The organism is Stutzerimonas azotifigens (assembly GCF_013522725.1).
GTDB lineage: Bacteria > Pseudomonadota > Gammaproteobacteria > Pseudomonadales > Pseudomonadaceae > Stutzerimonas > Stutzerimonas azotifigens_A.
The window spans coordinates 256,586-272,399 of record NZ_JAAMRF010000002.1 but is presented as its reverse complement, the minus strand read 5'-3'; the positions used below and the strand labels follow the sequence as shown (position 1 = coordinate 272,399).

14 protein-coding genes are annotated in these 15,814 nt (G+C 63.8%); 10 read left to right on the top strand and 4 right to left on the bottom strand.

Annotated elements, in window-relative coordinates; all coding sequences use genetic code 11:
* The first annotated feature begins 6 nt into the window (after positions 1–6).
* The 4 genes from G7026_RS04160 (at position 7) to rlmF (ending at position 5,713) form a co-directional block, all read left to right on the top strand.
* Positions 7–2,838 (top strand): valine--tRNA ligase, encoded by a 2,832-nt coding sequence (locus G7026_RS04160; protein ID WP_181069511.1) that lies wholly within the window; start codon positions 7–9, stop codon positions 2,836–2,838.
* Between the two features lie 132 nt (positions 2,839–2,970).
* Positions 2,971–4,350 (top strand): sodium:proton antiporter NhaD, encoded by a 1,380-nt coding sequence (gene nhaD, locus G7026_RS04155; protein ID WP_181069510.1) that lies wholly within the window; start codon positions 2,971–2,973, stop codon positions 4,348–4,350.
* An 11-nt stretch (positions 4,351–4,361) separates the two neighbouring features.
* On the top strand, positions 4,362–4,658 hold the full coding sequence (locus G7026_RS04150; protein WP_181069509.1) for a winged helix-turn-helix domain-containing protein: 297 nt from the start codon (positions 4,362–4,364) through the stop codon (positions 4,656–4,658).
* Positions 4,659–4,729: 71 nt separating this feature from the next.
* Positions 4,730–5,713 carry a 23S rRNA (adenine(1618)-N(6))-methyltransferase RlmF gene (gene rlmF / locus G7026_RS04145; RefSeq protein WP_181069508.1) on the top strand — a complete coding sequence of 328 codons (984 nt, stop codon included), beginning with the start codon at positions 4,730–4,732 and terminating at the stop codon, positions 5,711–5,713.
* 15 nt (positions 5,714–5,728) lie between these two features.
* Here the strand turns inward: rlmF and G7026_RS04140 are convergent, their stop codons facing one another.
* Entirely contained in the window at positions 5,729–5,920 is a 192-nt protein-coding gene (locus G7026_RS04140) for a hypothetical protein (RefSeq protein ID WP_181069507.1), read from the bottom strand.
* A 461-nt stretch (positions 5,921–6,381) separates the two neighbouring features.
* Here G7026_RS04140 and yejK point away from each other — a divergent pair, with 461 nt between their 5' ends.
* Positions 6,382–7,389: a nucleoid-associated protein YejK gene (gene yejK, locus G7026_RS04135; RefSeq protein WP_181069506.1), complete on the top strand. Its 1,008-nt coding sequence runs from the start codon at positions 6,382–6,384 to the stop codon at positions 7,387–7,389.
* Positions 7,390–7,593: 204 nt separating this feature from the next.
* The gene (locus tag G7026_RS04130; RefSeq protein ID WP_181069505.1) at positions 7,594–8,397 is read left to right on the top strand and encodes an undecaprenyl-diphosphate phosphatase; all 804 of its coding nucleotides are present in this window, start codon (positions 7,594–7,596) and stop codon (positions 8,395–8,397) included.
* A 38-nt stretch (positions 8,398–8,435) separates the two neighbouring features.
* Here G7026_RS04130 and G7026_RS04125 read toward each other — a convergent pair whose 3' ends face one another.
* Both G7026_RS04125 and G7026_RS04120 read right to left on the bottom strand, forming a co-directional pair.
* A complete protein-coding gene (locus tag G7026_RS04125) occupies positions 8,436–9,371 on the bottom strand; it encodes a glutathione S-transferase family protein (protein WP_181069504.1) in 936 nt (311 codons plus the stop codon).
* 66 nt (positions 9,372–9,437) lie between these two features.
* On the bottom strand, positions 9,438–9,734 hold the full coding sequence (locus G7026_RS04120) for a GIY-YIG nuclease family protein (RefSeq protein WP_181069503.1): 297 nt from the start codon (positions 9,732–9,734) through the stop codon (positions 9,438–9,440).
* A 466-nt stretch (positions 9,735–10,200) separates the two neighbouring features.
* On the opposite strand from G7026_RS04120, the gene mltF reads away from it, so the two are divergent.
* Positions 10,201–11,661 carry a membrane-bound lytic murein transglycosylase MltF gene (mltF, locus tag G7026_RS04115; RefSeq protein ID WP_181069502.1) on the top strand — a complete coding sequence of 487 codons (1,461 nt, stop codon included), beginning with the start codon at positions 10,201–10,203 and terminating at the stop codon, positions 11,659–11,661.
* 16 nt (positions 11,662–11,677) lie between these two features.
* Here mltF and ybaK read toward each other — a convergent pair whose 3' ends face one another.
* The gene (ybaK, locus tag G7026_RS04110) at positions 11,678–12,148 is read right to left on the bottom strand and encodes a Cys-tRNA(Pro) deacylase (protein ID WP_181069501.1); all 471 of its coding nucleotides are present in this window, start codon (positions 12,146–12,148) and stop codon (positions 11,678–11,680) included.
* 323 nt (positions 12,149–12,471) lie between these two features.
* Here ybaK and glpD point away from each other — a divergent pair, with 323 nt between their 5' ends.
* The 3 genes from glpD (at position 12,472) to metR (ending at position 15,812) form a co-directional block, all read left to right on the top strand.
* The gene (gene glpD / locus G7026_RS04105) at positions 12,472–14,016 is read left to right on the top strand and encodes a glycerol-3-phosphate dehydrogenase (RefSeq protein ID WP_258190167.1); all 1,545 of its coding nucleotides are present in this window, start codon (positions 12,472–12,474) and stop codon (positions 14,014–14,016) included.
* Positions 14,017–14,178: 162 nt separating this feature from the next.
* A complete protein-coding gene (locus G7026_RS04100) occupies positions 14,179–14,766 on the top strand; it encodes an exopolysaccharide biosynthesis protein (RefSeq protein WP_181069499.1) in 588 nt (195 codons plus the stop codon).
* 116 nt (positions 14,767–14,882) lie between these two features.
* On the top strand, positions 14,883–15,812 hold the full coding sequence (metR, locus tag G7026_RS04095) for a transcriptional regulator MetR (protein WP_181069498.1): 930 nt from the start codon (positions 14,883–14,885) through the stop codon (positions 15,810–15,812).
* Positions 15,813–15,814: the final 2 nt, after the last annotated feature.

Sequence of the window (15,814 nt, the reverse complement as noted above, 5' to 3'; positions counted from 1 at the left end):
CGCCGCATGGACAAGACCTACCAGCCGCACGCCATCGAGACTTCCTGGTACCAGACCTGGGAGCAGAACAATTACTTCGCCCCCCAAGGGGCCGGCGAACCCTACACCATCATGATCCCGCCGCCGAACGTCACCGGCAGCCTGCACATGGGCCATGGCTTCAACAACGCCATCATGGATGCGCTGATCCGCTTCCGCCGCATGCAGGGCCGCAACACCCTGTGGCAGCCTGGCACCGACCACGCCGGCATCGCCACGCAGATGCTGGTGGAGCGGCAGATCGGCGCGCAGGGCCTGAGCCGGCACGACCTGGGCCGGGAGAAATTCCTGGAGAAGGTCTGGGAATGGAAGGCGCAATCGGGCGGTAACATCAGCCGCCAGATCCGCCGGCTCGGCTCCTCGGTGGATTGGTCGCGCGAGCGCTTCACCATGGACGAAGGCCTGTCCGAAGCGGTCAAGGAAGCCTTCGTGCGCCTGCATGAAGATGGTCTGATCTACCGTGGCAAGCGTCTGGTCAACTGGGACACCAAGCTGCACACCGCCATTTCCGACCTGGAAGTGGAAAGCCACGACGAGAAAGGCTCGCTGTGGAACCTGCGTTATCCGCTGGCCGACGGCAAGCGGACCGCCGATGGCAAGAATTACCTGATCGTCGCCACCACCCGTCCGGAAACCATGCTCGGCGATGCCGCCGTGGCGGTCCATCCCGAGGACGAGCGCTACAAGGCACTGATCGGCAGCTACATCGAACTGCCACTGGTGGGTCGGCGGATCCCGATCATCGGCGACGACTACTGCGACCCCGAGTTCGGCACCGGCTGCGTCAAGATCACCCCGGCACACGACTTCAACGACTACGAAGTGGGCAAGCGCCACGGCCTGCCGCTGATCAACATCTTCGACAAGAATGCCGCCGTGCTCGCCGCCGGCCAGGTGTTCAACCTTGATGGCAGCCTCAACACCGCGGTGGATGCCAGCCTGCCAGCCGAATACGCAGGCCTCGATCGCTTCGAGGCGCGCAAGCGGATCGTGGCAGCCTTCGACGCTGCCGGCCTGCTGGAGAAGATCGACGACCACGCCCTGAAGGTACCGAAGGGCGATCGCTCCGGCACCGTGATCGAACCCTGGCTCACCGACCAGTGGTACGTCTCCACCAAGCCACTCGCCGAGAAGGCCATCGCTGCGGTGGAGAGCGGGCAGATCCAGTTCGTGCCCAAGCAGTACGAGAACATGTACTTCAGCTGGATGCGCGACATCCAGGACTGGTGCATCAGCCGCCAGCTCTGGTGGGGCCACCGCATCCCGGCCTGGTACGACGAGGCGGGCAACGTCTACGTCGGCCGTGACGAGGCAGAGGTTCGCACCAAGCACAACCTCGGCGAAGTCAGCCTGCGCCAGGACGACGACGTGCTCGACACCTGGTTCAGCTCCGGCCTGTGGACCTTCTCCACCCTCGGCTGGCCCGAGCAGACCGAGGCGCTGAAGACCTTCCACCCCACCGACGTGCTGGTCACGGGCTTCGACATCATATTCTTCTGGGTCGCCCGGATGATCATGCTCTCGACCCACCTGACCGGGCAGATCCCGTTCAAGACTGTCTACGTGCACGGCCTGGTACGCGACGGCCAGGGCCAGAAGATGTCCAAGTCCAAGGGCAACGTGCTCGACCCGCTGGACATCGTCGACGGCATTACCCTCGACGCACTGCTGGAGAAACGCACCAGCGGCATGATGCAACCCAAGCTCGCCGAGAAGATCGCCAAGCAGACCCGCGCCGAATTCCCCGAAGGCATCGCCAGCTACGGCACCGACGCCTTGCGCTTCACTTTCTGCTCGCTGGCCTCCACCGGCCGCGACATCAAGTTCGACATGGGCCGCGTCGAGGGCTATCGCAACTTCTGCAACAAGCTGTGGAACGCCACCAACTTCGTGCTGGAGAACACCGACGGCCAGGACACCGGCGTCAATGACGAGCCCGTCGAGCTGTCGTCGGTCGACCGCTGGATCATCTCCGCGCTGCAACGCACCGAGGCCGACGTGACCCGGCACCTCAATGCCTTCCGTTTCGACCTGGCGGCCCAGGCCCTCTACGAATTCGTCTGGGACGAGTACTGCGCCTGGTACCTGGAGCTGGTCAAGCCGGTGCTGTGGGACGAGAACGCGTCGGTCGAGCGCCAGCGCGGCACCCGCCGCACGCTGATTCGCGTACTGGAAGTGGCCTTGCGCCTGGCCCATCCCTTCATGCCCTTCATCACCGAAGAAATCTGGCAGCGGATCAAGACCCAGGCCGGCAAGAGCGGCGAGACCTTGATGCTGCAACCCTGGCCGGTGGCCGACGAGAGCCGCACCGATGCGGCAGCCGAGGCCGACATTGGCTGGGTCAAGACCTTCATGCTCGGTCTGCGGCAGATCCGCGGCGAAATGAACATTTCCATGGCCAAGCGCATCGACGTGCTGCTTGCCAATGCCAGTGCTGAAGACCAGCGCCGTCTGCTCGAGAACGAGCCTCTGCTCAGGAAACTCGCCAAGCTCGAATCGGTGCGCATACTGGCGAACGGCGAAGAAGCGCCCATGGCCGCCACTGCGCTGGTCGGCGAGATGGAAGTGCTGGTGCCGATGGCCGGTCTGATCGACAAGGACGCCGAACTGGCGCGCCTGGACAAGGAGATCGGCCGGTTGGACGGCGAGGTCAAGCGCGTCGGGGGCAAGCTCGGCAATCAGGGCTTCGTCGCGAAAGCACCCGCGGATGTCATCGAGAAGGAACGCGCCAAGCTCGCCGAGGCGGAACTGGCGCTGGGCAAACTGCGCGAGCAGCGCGAGCGCATGGCGACGCTGTAACGCCCACCATCGCCCGGGCCTTCCGCGCCCGGGCGTGCGCTGCACCCTTACCGTGCAATCTGCGGCATCGATGTAGGCACCACGGCTCTGCGGAGCAGGCCGACGGGTCACAAAAAAGAATGGAGCGCTTTGATGTACCTGTTAATGGCTGTGGTGTTCGTCATCGGCTACCTGTGCATCGCACTGGAGCATCCTCTCAAGATCGACAAAGCGGCGTCGGCGATCCTCACCGCCGTACTGACCTGGACGATTCTGGTCCTCGGCGCGGACCACATCCTGCCGCTTATTCCCCAGGACGGCCACGCCGCGCATAGCGGCTCGGACCTGGTGATCGAGGCACTGCGTCATCACCTCGGCGAGATTTCCGAGATCCTGTTCTTCCTGCTCGGCGCGATGACCATCGTCGAGCTGGTCGATTCCCACGAGGGATTCAAGGCCATCACTGACCGCATCCAGACACGCAAGCGCGTTCATCTGCTGTGGATCATCGGCTTCCTGACGTTCTTCCTTTCCGCGGCACTGGACAACCTGACCACCACCATCGTGATGGTGTCGCTGCTGCGCAAGCTGGTACGTGGCCGGCCCGAACGCTGGCTGTACGTCGGCGTCGTGGTGATCGCCGCGAATGCCGGCGGTGCCTGGTCGCCAATCGGCGACGTCACCACCACCATGCTCTGGATCGGCAGCCAGATCAGCGCGACCGGCGTGATCACCGCGCTGTTCCTGCCAAGCCTGGTTTGCCTGCTGGTACCCCTGACGGTACTGAGCTTTCGTCTCAATGGCGATGCACCTCGCCCCCGACCGCGGGCCCACCTGGCCGAAGAGCGTAGCCCGACCACTGCCTTCGAGCGCAACCTCGTGCTGGCGCTGGGCATCGGCGCACTGATGTTCGTGCCGGTATTCAAGACGGTGACCCACCTGCCGCCATACATGGGCATCCTGTTCGGCCTCGGCGTGCTGTGGCTGGCGACCGAAATCATCCACCGCGGCAAGAATGATGAGGACAAGCATCCGTTGTCGGTCGTCGGCGTGCTGCGCAAGGTCGACACGCCGAGCGTGCTGTTCTTCCTCGGCATCCTGCTGGCCGTCTCGGCGCTGGCCACCGCGGGCCACCTGACCCAGGTGGCGAGCGGCCTGGAATGGGCGTTCGGCAACATTTATGCGATCAACTACGCGATCGGGCTGCTCTCGGCGGTCGTCGACAACGTGCCGCTGGTGGCTGGCGCGATGAAGATGTACCCGTTGGTGAGCCCGACAATGCTCGAAGGCGCCGCAGCGGAGCAGACCGGCTGGCTGTCTCAATTCATCGTCGACGGCACCTTCTGGGAAATGCTCGCCTACTGCGCCGGCACCGGTGGCAGCACGCTGATCATCGGCTCGGCCGCAGGGGTTGCCGCGATGGGCATGGAGAAGATCAGTTTCATCTGGTACATCAAGCGCGTCAGCCTGCTGGCCTTCCTTGGCTATTCGGCCGGAGCGGCGACCTACCTCGGCATGCTGGCCCTGTCATGAGTGAGGAGACGATGAGCGCGAGCAAGACCCGAACCAGCTTCTACCGCCGTCTTTACGTCGCCTGGCTGATCGACAGCGGCACCGCCACCAGCGTGCCGGCGCTGATGGAGAACACCGGCATGCCGCGACGTACCGCCCAGGACACCCTGGCGGCGCTGGGCGAACTGGATATCGAGTGCGTCTTCGAGCAGGACGACGGTGAGCGCCACAATGCCGGTCACTATCGCATACGCGACTGGGGCGCCATCGATCGCACCTGGGTCGAGCGCAACCTGCCGCGCATCCGGGGCGTGCTCGGGTATCGTTGACCCGACTGCCTCGACGCAGCGCGGCGAAGATATGGGACAATGGGCGCCGGATCACCTGCCCCGCCCCGCCCATGTCTTCCAACAAAAAGCCCCATCCTTCATTCAACGCCTCCGCCCCGACGCGTCCGGCGCTGCACCCGCGCAACCGTCACAGCGGGCGCTACGATTTCGCCGCACTGATTGCGGGTTGCCCAGCGCTGGCCGAGTTCGTCGTGATCAATCCGTACGGCAAGGAAAGCATCGACTTCGCCGATCCCGCTGCGGTGCGGGTGTTCAATCGCGCGTTGCTTAAGCAGTTTTACGGCATCGAGCACTGGGACATTCCGCCCGGTTACCTCTGCCCGCCCGTGCCTGGGCGCGCCGACTACCTGCACGGCGTGGCCGATCTGCTGGCTGAAGACAACGATGGCGCGATTCCTCGCGGCACCGCGGTCCGGGTGCTGGATGTGGGTACGGGGGCCAATTGCATCTATCCGCTGATCGGCCTGCATGAATATGGCTGGCGCTTCACCGGGTCGGACATCGATTCGGTCGCCCTCGCCGCCGCCGAAACCGTGATCAAGGCCAACGGGCTGGAAAAATCGATCGGCCTACGTCGGCAAGCGGATCCGCGAAAGATCTTCGAGGGCATCGTGCAAGACGCCGATCGCTTCGACATCAGTCTCTGCAATCCCCCCTTTCACGCTTCGGCGCAAGAGGCGACCCAGGGCAGCCAGCGCAAGTGGCGCAACCTGGGCAAACTCGACCCCAAGCGCAAACTGCCGGTGCTGAATTTCGGCGGGCAGGCGGCAGAACTCTGGTGTGAAGGTGGCGAGGCGGCATTCATCGCGCGGCTGGCGCAAGAGAGCCGCACGTTCGCCGATCAGGTGTGCTGGTTCAGTACGCTGGTGTCGAAAGGCGGCAACCTGCCGCCCTTGTTAGCGCGCTTGAAGCGGCTGGGAACCGAGCGCGTAGAGGTCCAGCCGATGGCCCAGGGACAGAAGCAGAGTCGCTTCGTCGCCTGGACCTATCTCGATCAGGACAGCCGCAGCGCCTGGCGTCAGCGCAGAGGCTAGACCTCTGGGTGGATGTCAGACCGCTACGTCCCAGAGTTGCTTGTCCTTCAGGGACAGCGTCTGGATATAGCGCGGCTCACCATTGATCTCTTCGAGCTCGGTCATACCGGCCAACTCGCCCACCACGCGGTATCGCTTACCGGCCGCCTTGTCCTTGAGCGGGTAGAGTTTAGCGATTTGCTGAGCAAGTTCGGTGAGGGTGGACATGGTTCAACTACTCCAAAAAACTGCATGCGGCAGCGTTTTACTCGTTATTGGTGACAGTTCCGCGACAACGCCTGAGGCTGCGGCAATGACAAGAATCTCATCACTGAATGCTGCAATCCGCCCACAGGCACACCCGATACTCAAGCTTTGAGCGAAGCGGCGCGATTTGATTCCACGAATCGTGCCAGCCATGCCAATACGGTTATCAAGCCGGCTTTCCGCAAAGCCGCAGAGCATGGCCTTTCAACATCGCAAAACGTCTGCCTGGCAGGCCCGAAGGCCGCATGATACCGAGCCTCCAGCAGGATTGAAGGCCTTGGGCGACCCGCCGCACCACCGTCCATCCGATTGTTTTTCCCGACTGCCCGAAGCCAGTGCCAGCACCCGGTGCCCGGGTCGCTGAGGTACACTTCGCGGTTTGATGATCCGCCCCGAGCGGCCTTGCTATACGAGTAGATCCCATGCCGATTCGCCACTGCATCGTCCACCTTATCGAGAAAAAACCCGACGGCACGCCCGCCGTGCTGCACGCACGCGACAGCGAGCTGGGCGACTCCCAGGCGATGGAAAACCTGCTGGCGGACCTCAACGAAAGCTATAACGCCAAGCAGGGCAAGGCCTGGGGTTATTTTCACAGCGAGTCGGGGGCCTATCCGTTCAGTGGCTGGCTCGGCCAATACCTCGAAAGCGCCCAGGATTTCACCGCGTTCAGCCGCCAGGCGGTCGAGCACCTGCAGAAGCTGATGGAGGAATCGAACCTCTCCACCGGCGGTCATGTGCTGTTCGCTCACTACCAGCAGGGCATGACGGACTACCTGGCGATCGCCCTGCTGCACCACAGCGAAGGCGTGACGGTCACCGAATCCCTGGAGGTGGCGCCGGCCAAGCACCTTGACCTGAGCCAGCTCCACCTGGCGGCACGGATCAACCTCTCCGAATGGCAGAACAATCGCCAATCCAAGCAGTACATCTCGTTCATCAAGGGCAAGAACGGCAAGAAGGTCTCGGAGTATTTCCGCGACTTCATCGGTTGCCAGGAAGGCGTCGACGCGCCAGGCGAAACGCGCACCCTGCTCAAGGCCTTCAGCGACTACGTCGAAAGCGAGGACCTGCCCGAAGAACAGGCGCGACAGAAGACCACCGCACTGGTGGATTACGCCAGCACCCAGGCCAAGCTCGGCGAACCCATGACCCTGGAAGAATTGTCCGGGGTCATCGACGAGGAACGGCCAAAGGCGTTCTACGAGCACATCCGCAACAAGGATTACGGGCTGTCTCCCGAGATTCCGCCGGACAAGCGCACGCTCAACCAGTTTCGCCGCTTCACCGGACGCGCCGAAGGCCTGTCGATCAGTTTCGAGGCCCACCTGCTGGGCTCGAAGATCGAATACGACGAAGCGCGCGACATGCTGATCATCCGCCAGCTGCCGACCCAGCTCGTCGACCAGCTCAAACGTCGCAAGGACTAGCGTTCGAGGCGAACGTGTCCTCGCGCTTCGCCCGCTCGGTGCCGTTTCCGAAGGACCATTTTCCCCCTGGCCGAAGCTTCGGTTCGCTGTCGCTTGGCTGAACAGAACGAAAAAGCTGTCACTGCGAAGGGATAAATGGAACCGTTTTCCAGTCACATGGCCTGGCCAGAGCGGTTGCTCGCCCCGAAACGGTAAGGATATTCAATGGATTGGCTTCACCTTGTGGTTCTGTCCCTGCTCCAGGGCATCACCGAGTTCATCCCGGTTTCGTCTTCGGCTCATCTGATTCTGCCTTCCCAGGTCCTCGGCTGGCCCGATCAGGGCCAGGCCTTCGACGTCGCGGTACACGTCGGCACGCTGTTGGCCGTGCTCATCGCCTTCCGCCATGAGGTGGCTACCACGTCACGCGGCTGGTGCCGGCACGTCTTCAGGCAACAGGCGAGCCCCGAGAGCCGGCTCGGCTGGGCAATCATCATCGGCACCATCCCGGCCGGCCTGATTGGCGTCCTGATGGAAAGCTACATCGAGACCTACACCCGCTCGATGCTGGTGATCGCGGCAAGCACCATCGTGTTCGGCCTGGTGCTCTGGTGGGCGGACGTACACGGCAAGCGGGTCGTCGAACTCGATCAACTGACCTGGAAACGTGCCCTGTTGATCGGCATCGCCCAGGCCCTGGCGCTGATTCCGGGCACTTCCCGCTCGGGCATCACCATGACGGCGGCGCTGCTGCTGGGCTTCACCCGTCAAGCGGCGGCGCGTTTCTCCTTCCTGCTGTCGATCCCGCTGATTCTCGCTGCGGGCGGGCTCAAGGCGGTGGAACTGGCGCAATCGGGCACCGATGCACAATGGGCAGATGTCGCCTGGGGCGCCGGCCTGTCGTTCGTGTCGGCATTTCTCTGCATTAAGCTGTTCCTCGCCGCGCTGGACAGGCTCGGTATGCTGCCGTTCGTGATTTACCGGCTGGTCCTCGGCGTGGTGCTGTTGATCATCGCCTTCATGCTCTGAGGCTAGACGGGCCGCCCACTTGCAGCCCGTCCCTCGGCTCAGCGGGCTTCGATCCGGTAGCCGTTACGCGGGAAGTGCACGTGCAGCGTCCCCGCCCGCTCGTCTTCGCGGCGCAGCACCAGGGTTTCGGCGTCGGTATAGACCAGTTCACCCTCGACCGGATCGACTCCGTAGTCCACCGCGGCAATGGACACCGCCTGCCCTGGGGCGAATCCGTTAGGGTCGCGGAATTCGCTGGCTGGCAGGTCGCCAGGCGCCGCATTGCGCGCCACCTCGACCGCCTCGCCCGACGAGAGCTCGGTGAACGAGCCATGCCCGACACTCAGCACTCGTCCAAGCCAGGCGGCGATGTGCGGGTAGTCGTCGACCAGCGGCGAGGTCACCGTGTTGCCCTTGAGGAACCACAGGCAATGCGCCACGGCGATATCGGCGAGCGACGGCGCACCGAGCAGGTATTCGCCGGAGCTGCGTGACAGTTGCTGCTCCAGCCGGCCCATCAGGGTCGGCCACTGGTGCTTGGCCTGCTCGAGCGGCACCCGACTGACGTTGCCACCACTGAACAGCGCCGCGCGGTCCTTGCTGAAGACCTGTACGAATTCGGCCGGGGCCTTGGCGAAGCGGGCCGCCATCGAGTCGGGCTGGAATACCAGGCTGACCGCCGTGAGAAAGAGGGTCGAGTCGGCCCACTGGGCCAGCTGTGCGACGACGAACTCTTGCCCTTCCGGAAACAGGGCCGGGGTCGCCTTTTCCGCTTCCAGGCGCCGCGCGATCATCGCCGTGTCGCAGTAGATATCGGCGCCGACCTGCAAGACCGGAGTCCGCCGATAGCCGCCGGTCAGGGCCGTCAGGTCCGGCTTGGGCATCACCGGCGGAATGCTGACCGAACGCCAGGACAGTTGCTTGAAGCCGAGCATGAGCCGGGCCTTTTCGGCGAACGGGGATGTCGGATAGTGGTGCAGGATCAGATCGTGCATGACGGGCTCCGCAGATTTCTTCTTGGACGGGCAGCTTACCCGCCCCGCAGGCCCTGGCCTATCGCTTCAGGCGATTACCGGATCATTCAGCAAGGCGGGGTCCGCGGCGGACACCAGCGCTTCCTTCGCTGACTTGCGCAGCTGTTTGATCGAGCGCTCACGCCGTAGCGCATCGCCCTTGCTCGTGCAGGGCTCCACGTACACCAGTGCGACGGCCGGACTGGAATGGAAGAAGCGCGCACCGCGCCCGCGCTGGTGTTCGGCGAAGCGGCGCTGCGCATCGTCGCTGATGCCGCAGTAGAGCGCGCCATTGGCGGCACGCACCAGATAGACGAACCAGGGTTTGATGGGGCTGTCGGTCATGGCGAAGAGCTAATGTCAGCCGAAACGGCAATGGAGAAAAGGCCTGCAAGCTTGCATGAAGCAGCTAGGATTAACCAAGGCCTACGGATACCGGAACTACGCGTACGCTTCCCCAGGATTAAGCCGGCGTCTTCGCGAGGTGTGAAAAGCCTCGCGACATCCAGGGAAAAACGCGTGCAGGCGTCACATTTTTATTGCTCGACAGGAATTGTTTCTCTCTATCGAGTCTTTTATAAATTTCCACTTGCAACGCTCCAAAAATCGGCTATATGCAGCGCCCTTTAACCTACCGTTCGGGCTGCAGCCCTCCAAGTCAAAGGGATGCACCGGATACACATCTGAAGCAGGTGCCCGCCGCCCCCCGATCGAGGGGACGAGCAGGACACCGAAACTGAGGTGACGGCTAGCAGAGCGCGGCCTGCGTGTCCAGATATGGAGCCCGATCACCTTTGCGTATACTGCGCCGATGTTTGCCCAAACCGCGTTCCGCAAGCGCTGCACCGCCTGGCTGTTGGCGACCGGAATCTTCCTGATGCTTGGCAGCTGCGCCGTAGAGCCCAGCGAGCTCGAGCGCATTCAGGAGGAAGGCGTCCTGCGCGTGATCACCAGGAACAGCCCCTCGACCTACTTCCAGGATCGCAACGGCGACGCTGGTTTCGAATATGAACTAGCCAAGCGCTTCGCGGCCCACCTGGGCGTCGATCTGCAGATCGAAACGGCCGATAACCTCGACGACATCTTCTACCGCCTCAACCGCCCGAACGGCCCCGCTCTGGCCGCCGCCGGCCTGGTCGCGAGCGATGTGCGCAGGGACCAGGTGCGCTTCACCCACCCCTATCTTGAAGTCACCACCCAGGTGATCTACCGCAAGGACCAGCAACGACCCCGACGCCCCGAAGAACTGGTCGGCCGGCGCATTCTCGTACTCAAAGGCAGCGTTCATGCCGAGCGGCTGCGAGCCATGCAAGCCGAGCTGCCGGGCCTGCAGTTCGAAGAGTCCGACGCCTTCGAAGTGGTGGACCTGCTGCGCATGGTGGACGAAGGTCAGATCGACCTGACGTTGGTCGAATCCAACGAGCTGGCGATGAACCAGGTCTACTTCAGCAACGTGCGCTCCGCCTTCGATCTGGGCGAATCCACCAACCTGGTGTGGATGTTGGGCCAAGGCGAAGACGACAGCCTGCTAGCCGCAGCGAACGAATTTCTCGATAAAGCACGAAAGAACGGCACCCTGCAGACCCTGCGCGAACGCTATTACGGCCACGTCGACGTGCTCGGCTATGTCGGTGCCTACGCCTTCGCCCAGCACCTACAACAGCGCTTGCCGCGCTACGAGAAGACCTTCCGCGAGACCGGCCGCAAGCATGGCGTCGACTGGCGCCTGCTGGCCGCGATCGGCTACCAGGAATCCCACTGGCAGCCCGAAGCCACCTCCAAGACCGGCGTTCGCGGACTGATGATGCTCACCCTGCGCACCGCCAACGCCATGGGCGTCTCCAACCGGCTCGACCCGGTGCAGAGCATCGAGGGCGGCGGCAAGTATTTCGTGAAGATCCACAACGGCCTACCCGACAGCATCCAGGAGCCTGACCGGACCTGGTTCGCGCTGGCGGCCTACAACGTTGGCGGCGGTCACCTCGAGGACGCGCGCAAGCTCGCCGAGGCCGAAGGCCTGGACCCCAACAAATGGCTGGACGTGAAACAGATGCTGCCGCGTCTCGCCCAGAAGCAGTGGTACAGCAAGACCCGCTACGGGTACGCGCGCGGCGGCGAACCGGTGCATTTCGTGGCCAACATCCGCCGCTATTACGACATCCTCACCTGGGTGACGCAGCCGCAAATGGAAGGCGGCCAGCTGGTCAACGGCGAAATGCACGTGCCGGGCATCTACGCCGGCGAGCCGCAAGAAACGCTGCCGCCCCTCTGACACGAGGGCAGCGCCCTCAGTAACGCCCGATCGCGGCGAACGTCGCTCCGGTCCGTTCGGCCAGCACCTCGGCCTGCAACTCCACCTCAAGACCGCGCCGACCAGCACTCACGTAGATCGATGCGTGCGCCCTGGCCGAGTCATCGATAAAGGTGCGCAAACGCTTCTTCTGCCCCAGCGGGCTTATCCCTCCGACCAGATAGCCAGTCGCGCGCTGCGCTGCCTGCGGGTCGGCCATGTCGACTTTCTTCACACCAGCCGCCTGCGCCAGGGCCTTGAGGTCAAGATTGCCCACCACGGGCACCACCGCGACCAGCAGTTCGTTCTTCTCGCTCGCCACCAGCAGGGTCTTGAACACCCGGGCTGGGTCCAACCCGAGCTTTTCGGCGGCTTCGAGGCCATAGGACGGGGATTTGGGGTCATGGGTATAGCTGTGGACCCGGTGTTCGGCACGGGCCTTCTTCAGCAGATCGATGGCAGGCGTCATGTTCGATAATGAAAGGCGGGTAAGGCCTCTACAGTAGCCCAGCGACACCGCGTCATCCAGCCCCGCTCCTGGCGGCGATCCTGCCCGTACGACTGCGGATCGCCGCTTTTTCGCTTGTGCTGATCGCGAGAATAGTCACTGGAACTCTACCCCACAGTGTCGGCCGCGGTTGACCAAGGGCGCTCTTGGCGCGGCGAACTTTACTGGCGGAGCCGGGCCCAATCCGAATGACCCACGAGGATGCTGCCGCTCGTACCCGTGCGACCGGCCTAGTCTGGTTCGAAAGCGAAAACAGCGTTTCATCATCGACGACAGGTGTTTCCATGACCCGGACCCCTCATGCGCCACTGGCGGAAGTCTACGACCTGGCCGTCGTGGGCGGTGGCATCAATGGCGTGGGCATCGCCGCAGACGCGGCCGGTCGTGGTCTGTCGGTGTTTCTCTGCGAGGCGGAGGATCTGGCTCAGCACACCTCCTCGGCCAGCAGCAAGCTGATCCATGGGGGCTTGCGCTACCTGGAGCTCTACGAGTTCCGGCTGGTACGCGAGGCGCTGGCCGAGCGGGAGGTTTTGCTCGCCAAGGCACCCCATATCGTATTCCCCATGCGTTTCGTCCTGCCGCACCGCCCGCACCTGCGGGCGGCCTGGATGATTCGCGCCGGCCTGTTTCTCTACGATCACCTCGGCAAGCGCGAGAAGCTGCCGGCTTCGCGCGGCCTACGCTTCGGCGCCGACAGCCCGTTGAAGGCCGAGATTCACCACGGTTTCGAATATTCCGATTGCTGGGTCGATGACGCCCGGTTGGTAGTGATCAACGCCATTGCCGCCCGAGAAAAAGGAGCGCACCTGCATACCCGCACCCGCTGCGTCAGTGCCCGGCGCAGCAAGGGCCTCTGGCACCTGCACCTCGAGCGAGCCGACGGCAGCCTCTACTCGGTACGGGCGCGCGGACTGGTCAATGCGGCGGGGCCCTGGGTCGCCCAGTTCATCCGCGAAGACCTCAAGCAGACCTCGCCATACGGGGTTCGCCTGATCCAGGGGAGCCACCTGATCGTGCCGCGCCTATACGAGGGCGATAACGCCTACATTCTGCAAAACGAAGACCGCAGGATCGTCTTCGCCATCCCCTACCTGGAACGCTTCACGCTGATCGGCACCACCGACCGCGAATACCTGGGCGATCCGGCGCGGGTGCGCATCGGCGCGGACGAGATGGACTATCTGCTGGACATCTGCAACGCCCATTTCAAGCGTCAACTGCAGCGCAGCGACATCATTCACAGTTACTCGGGCGTGCGACCGCTGTGCGACGACGAGTCGGACGAGCCGTCGGTGATCACCCGCGACTACACCCTGTCGCTGGCCGCGCACCCGGGCGAGGCACCGTTGCTGTCGGTGTTCGGCGGTAAGCTGACCACCTACCGCAAGCTCGCCGAGGCCGCGCTGGCGCAACTGCGACCCTGGTTCCCCCACATGCGATCGCCCTGGACTGCCCGCGCACCGCTCCCCGGTGGCGAAGCGGTGTCCTCCATCGACGGGCTGGTCGCCGAGCTGCGCGCCGCGCACCCCTGGCTTCCCGAGCCGCTGGCGCGGCGCTGGGCGCGCAGCTATGGCAGCCGCAGCTGGGTGGTGCTGCAGGACGCCGCCTCGCTTGGCGACCTGGGCCAGTGCTTCGGCGCGGACCTCCATGCCCGCGAGGTCGACTATCTGGTCGCAGAGGAATGGGCCCAGAGCGCCGAAGACATCCTCTGGCGACGCAGCAAGCTCGGCCTTTTCATGCAACCCCAGGAGCAGCTCGCCCTGGCACGCTATCTCGACGAACGCCCCCTGGACACCCTGCCTCCTTTCGAACTGTCGCGCCTGGCCTGACCGCGCTCGACCGCGCGCGCCGCTCAGAGTGAAGAGCGTGCAGCCAGGTGCATCGATTAACTCGTCTCATCATTGCTCGCCAGACTGCATCGCATCGCTCATGTTTGAATTGTTGGCCCCGGCGGGTTTCTAACCCTGAGCCCCGAAGGAAGAGCGCTCACGATGACCGATCCGCAGCCTGAAAACCTCGAATCCGTATTGCAGAAGCTGGACGGCGCCGCCGACGGCGAAGATCGGGTCTCGATCGGCAGCATGCTCGAGGCTACGGGGCAGCGCAGCTTTGGCGTATTGCTGCTGGTGCCGGGACTACTGGTGCTCTCGCCGCTCTCAGGCATTCCCGGGCTGCCCACCTTCTTCGCGGTGATGATCGTGCTGGTCGCGACGCAGCTGTTGATCGGACGCCACCACTTCTGGATACCCCGCTGGCTGCTGCAACGCAGCGCCTCGCGGCGCAAGTACGACAAGGCGATGGGCTTCCTGCATCGCCTGGCCAAGCACGTGGACCGGATTCTGCGGCCGCGCCTGGAGATACTCACCACGGGCATCGCGGTACGCCTCACCGCCGTTCTCTGCGTGCTGGTCGCGATCACCATGCCGCCGCTGGAGCTGATTCCCTTCGCCAATTCGCTGGCCGGCGTGATACTGACCCTGCTCGGCCTGGGGATGATGGCGCGCGATGGCGCGATGATCCTTGCGGCCCTCGGTCTCTATGGCGTCTTGCTCTTTCTCTTCATTCAGGTGCTGTTTTGAGACTCGACAGTCATGGGAGGCTGGGACACACTTTCGTGATGAACTATGTTCATGGATAGCGAACAACGCTATTGAAACGTTTCATCTAGCGACTCACGGACGACCCGGAGACTTCCATGCTGGAAATACGCCACCTCAAGACACTTCATGCGCTGCGTGAAACCGACAGCCTTGTCGAAGCGGCCGAACGGCTACATCTCACGCAATCGGCGTTATCGCATCAGTTCAAGGAGCTGGAAGAGCGGCTCGGCGTGCAACTGTTCGTGCGCAAGACCCGCCCGGTGCGCTTCACCAGCGCCGGCCTGCGGTTGCTGCAGCTGGCCGATTCGGTGTTGCCGCAACTGCGCGCCGCCGAGCGGGACCTGGCCAGGCTGGCCGGCGGAACGGCGGGACGCCTGCACATGGCCATCGAGTGCCACAGCTGCTTCCAATGGCTGATGCCGACCATCGATCAGTTCCGCGATGCCTGGCCGGAGGTCGAGCTGGACCTGGCCTCGGGCTTTTCGTTTGCGCCGCTGCCGGCGCTGGCCCGCGGCGATCTGGATCTGGTGGTGACTTCCGATCCGGTCGAGCTGCCCGGCATCACCTACGTCCCGTTGTTCACCTACGAAGCGCTGTTGGCGGTAGCCAACCAGCATCCGCTGGCCACCCGACCGCACATCAAACCCGAGGATCTGGCCGGCGAGATCCTTATCACCTACCCGGTCGAGCGTGACCGACTGGATATCTTCACCCGTTTCCTCGAACCGGCTGACGTTGAGCCCGCCCAGGTGCGCACCTCGGAGCTGACGGTGATGATGATGCAGCTGGTGGCGTCGGGGCGCGGGGTCTGCTGCCTGCCCAACTGGGCGCTGCACGAATACAGCGCGCGTGGCTACGTGACCGCCAAGCGGCTCGGCGAGAAGGGCCTGTTCGCCACGCTGCACGCGGGCATTCGCGCCGACATGCTCGACTCCCCGTTCATGCGCGACTTCCTCCTCACCGCCAAGGACACCTCGTTCGCCACCCTCGAAGGCGTCAGCGCCGCGCCAAAAGCCAGCCGCTAGCG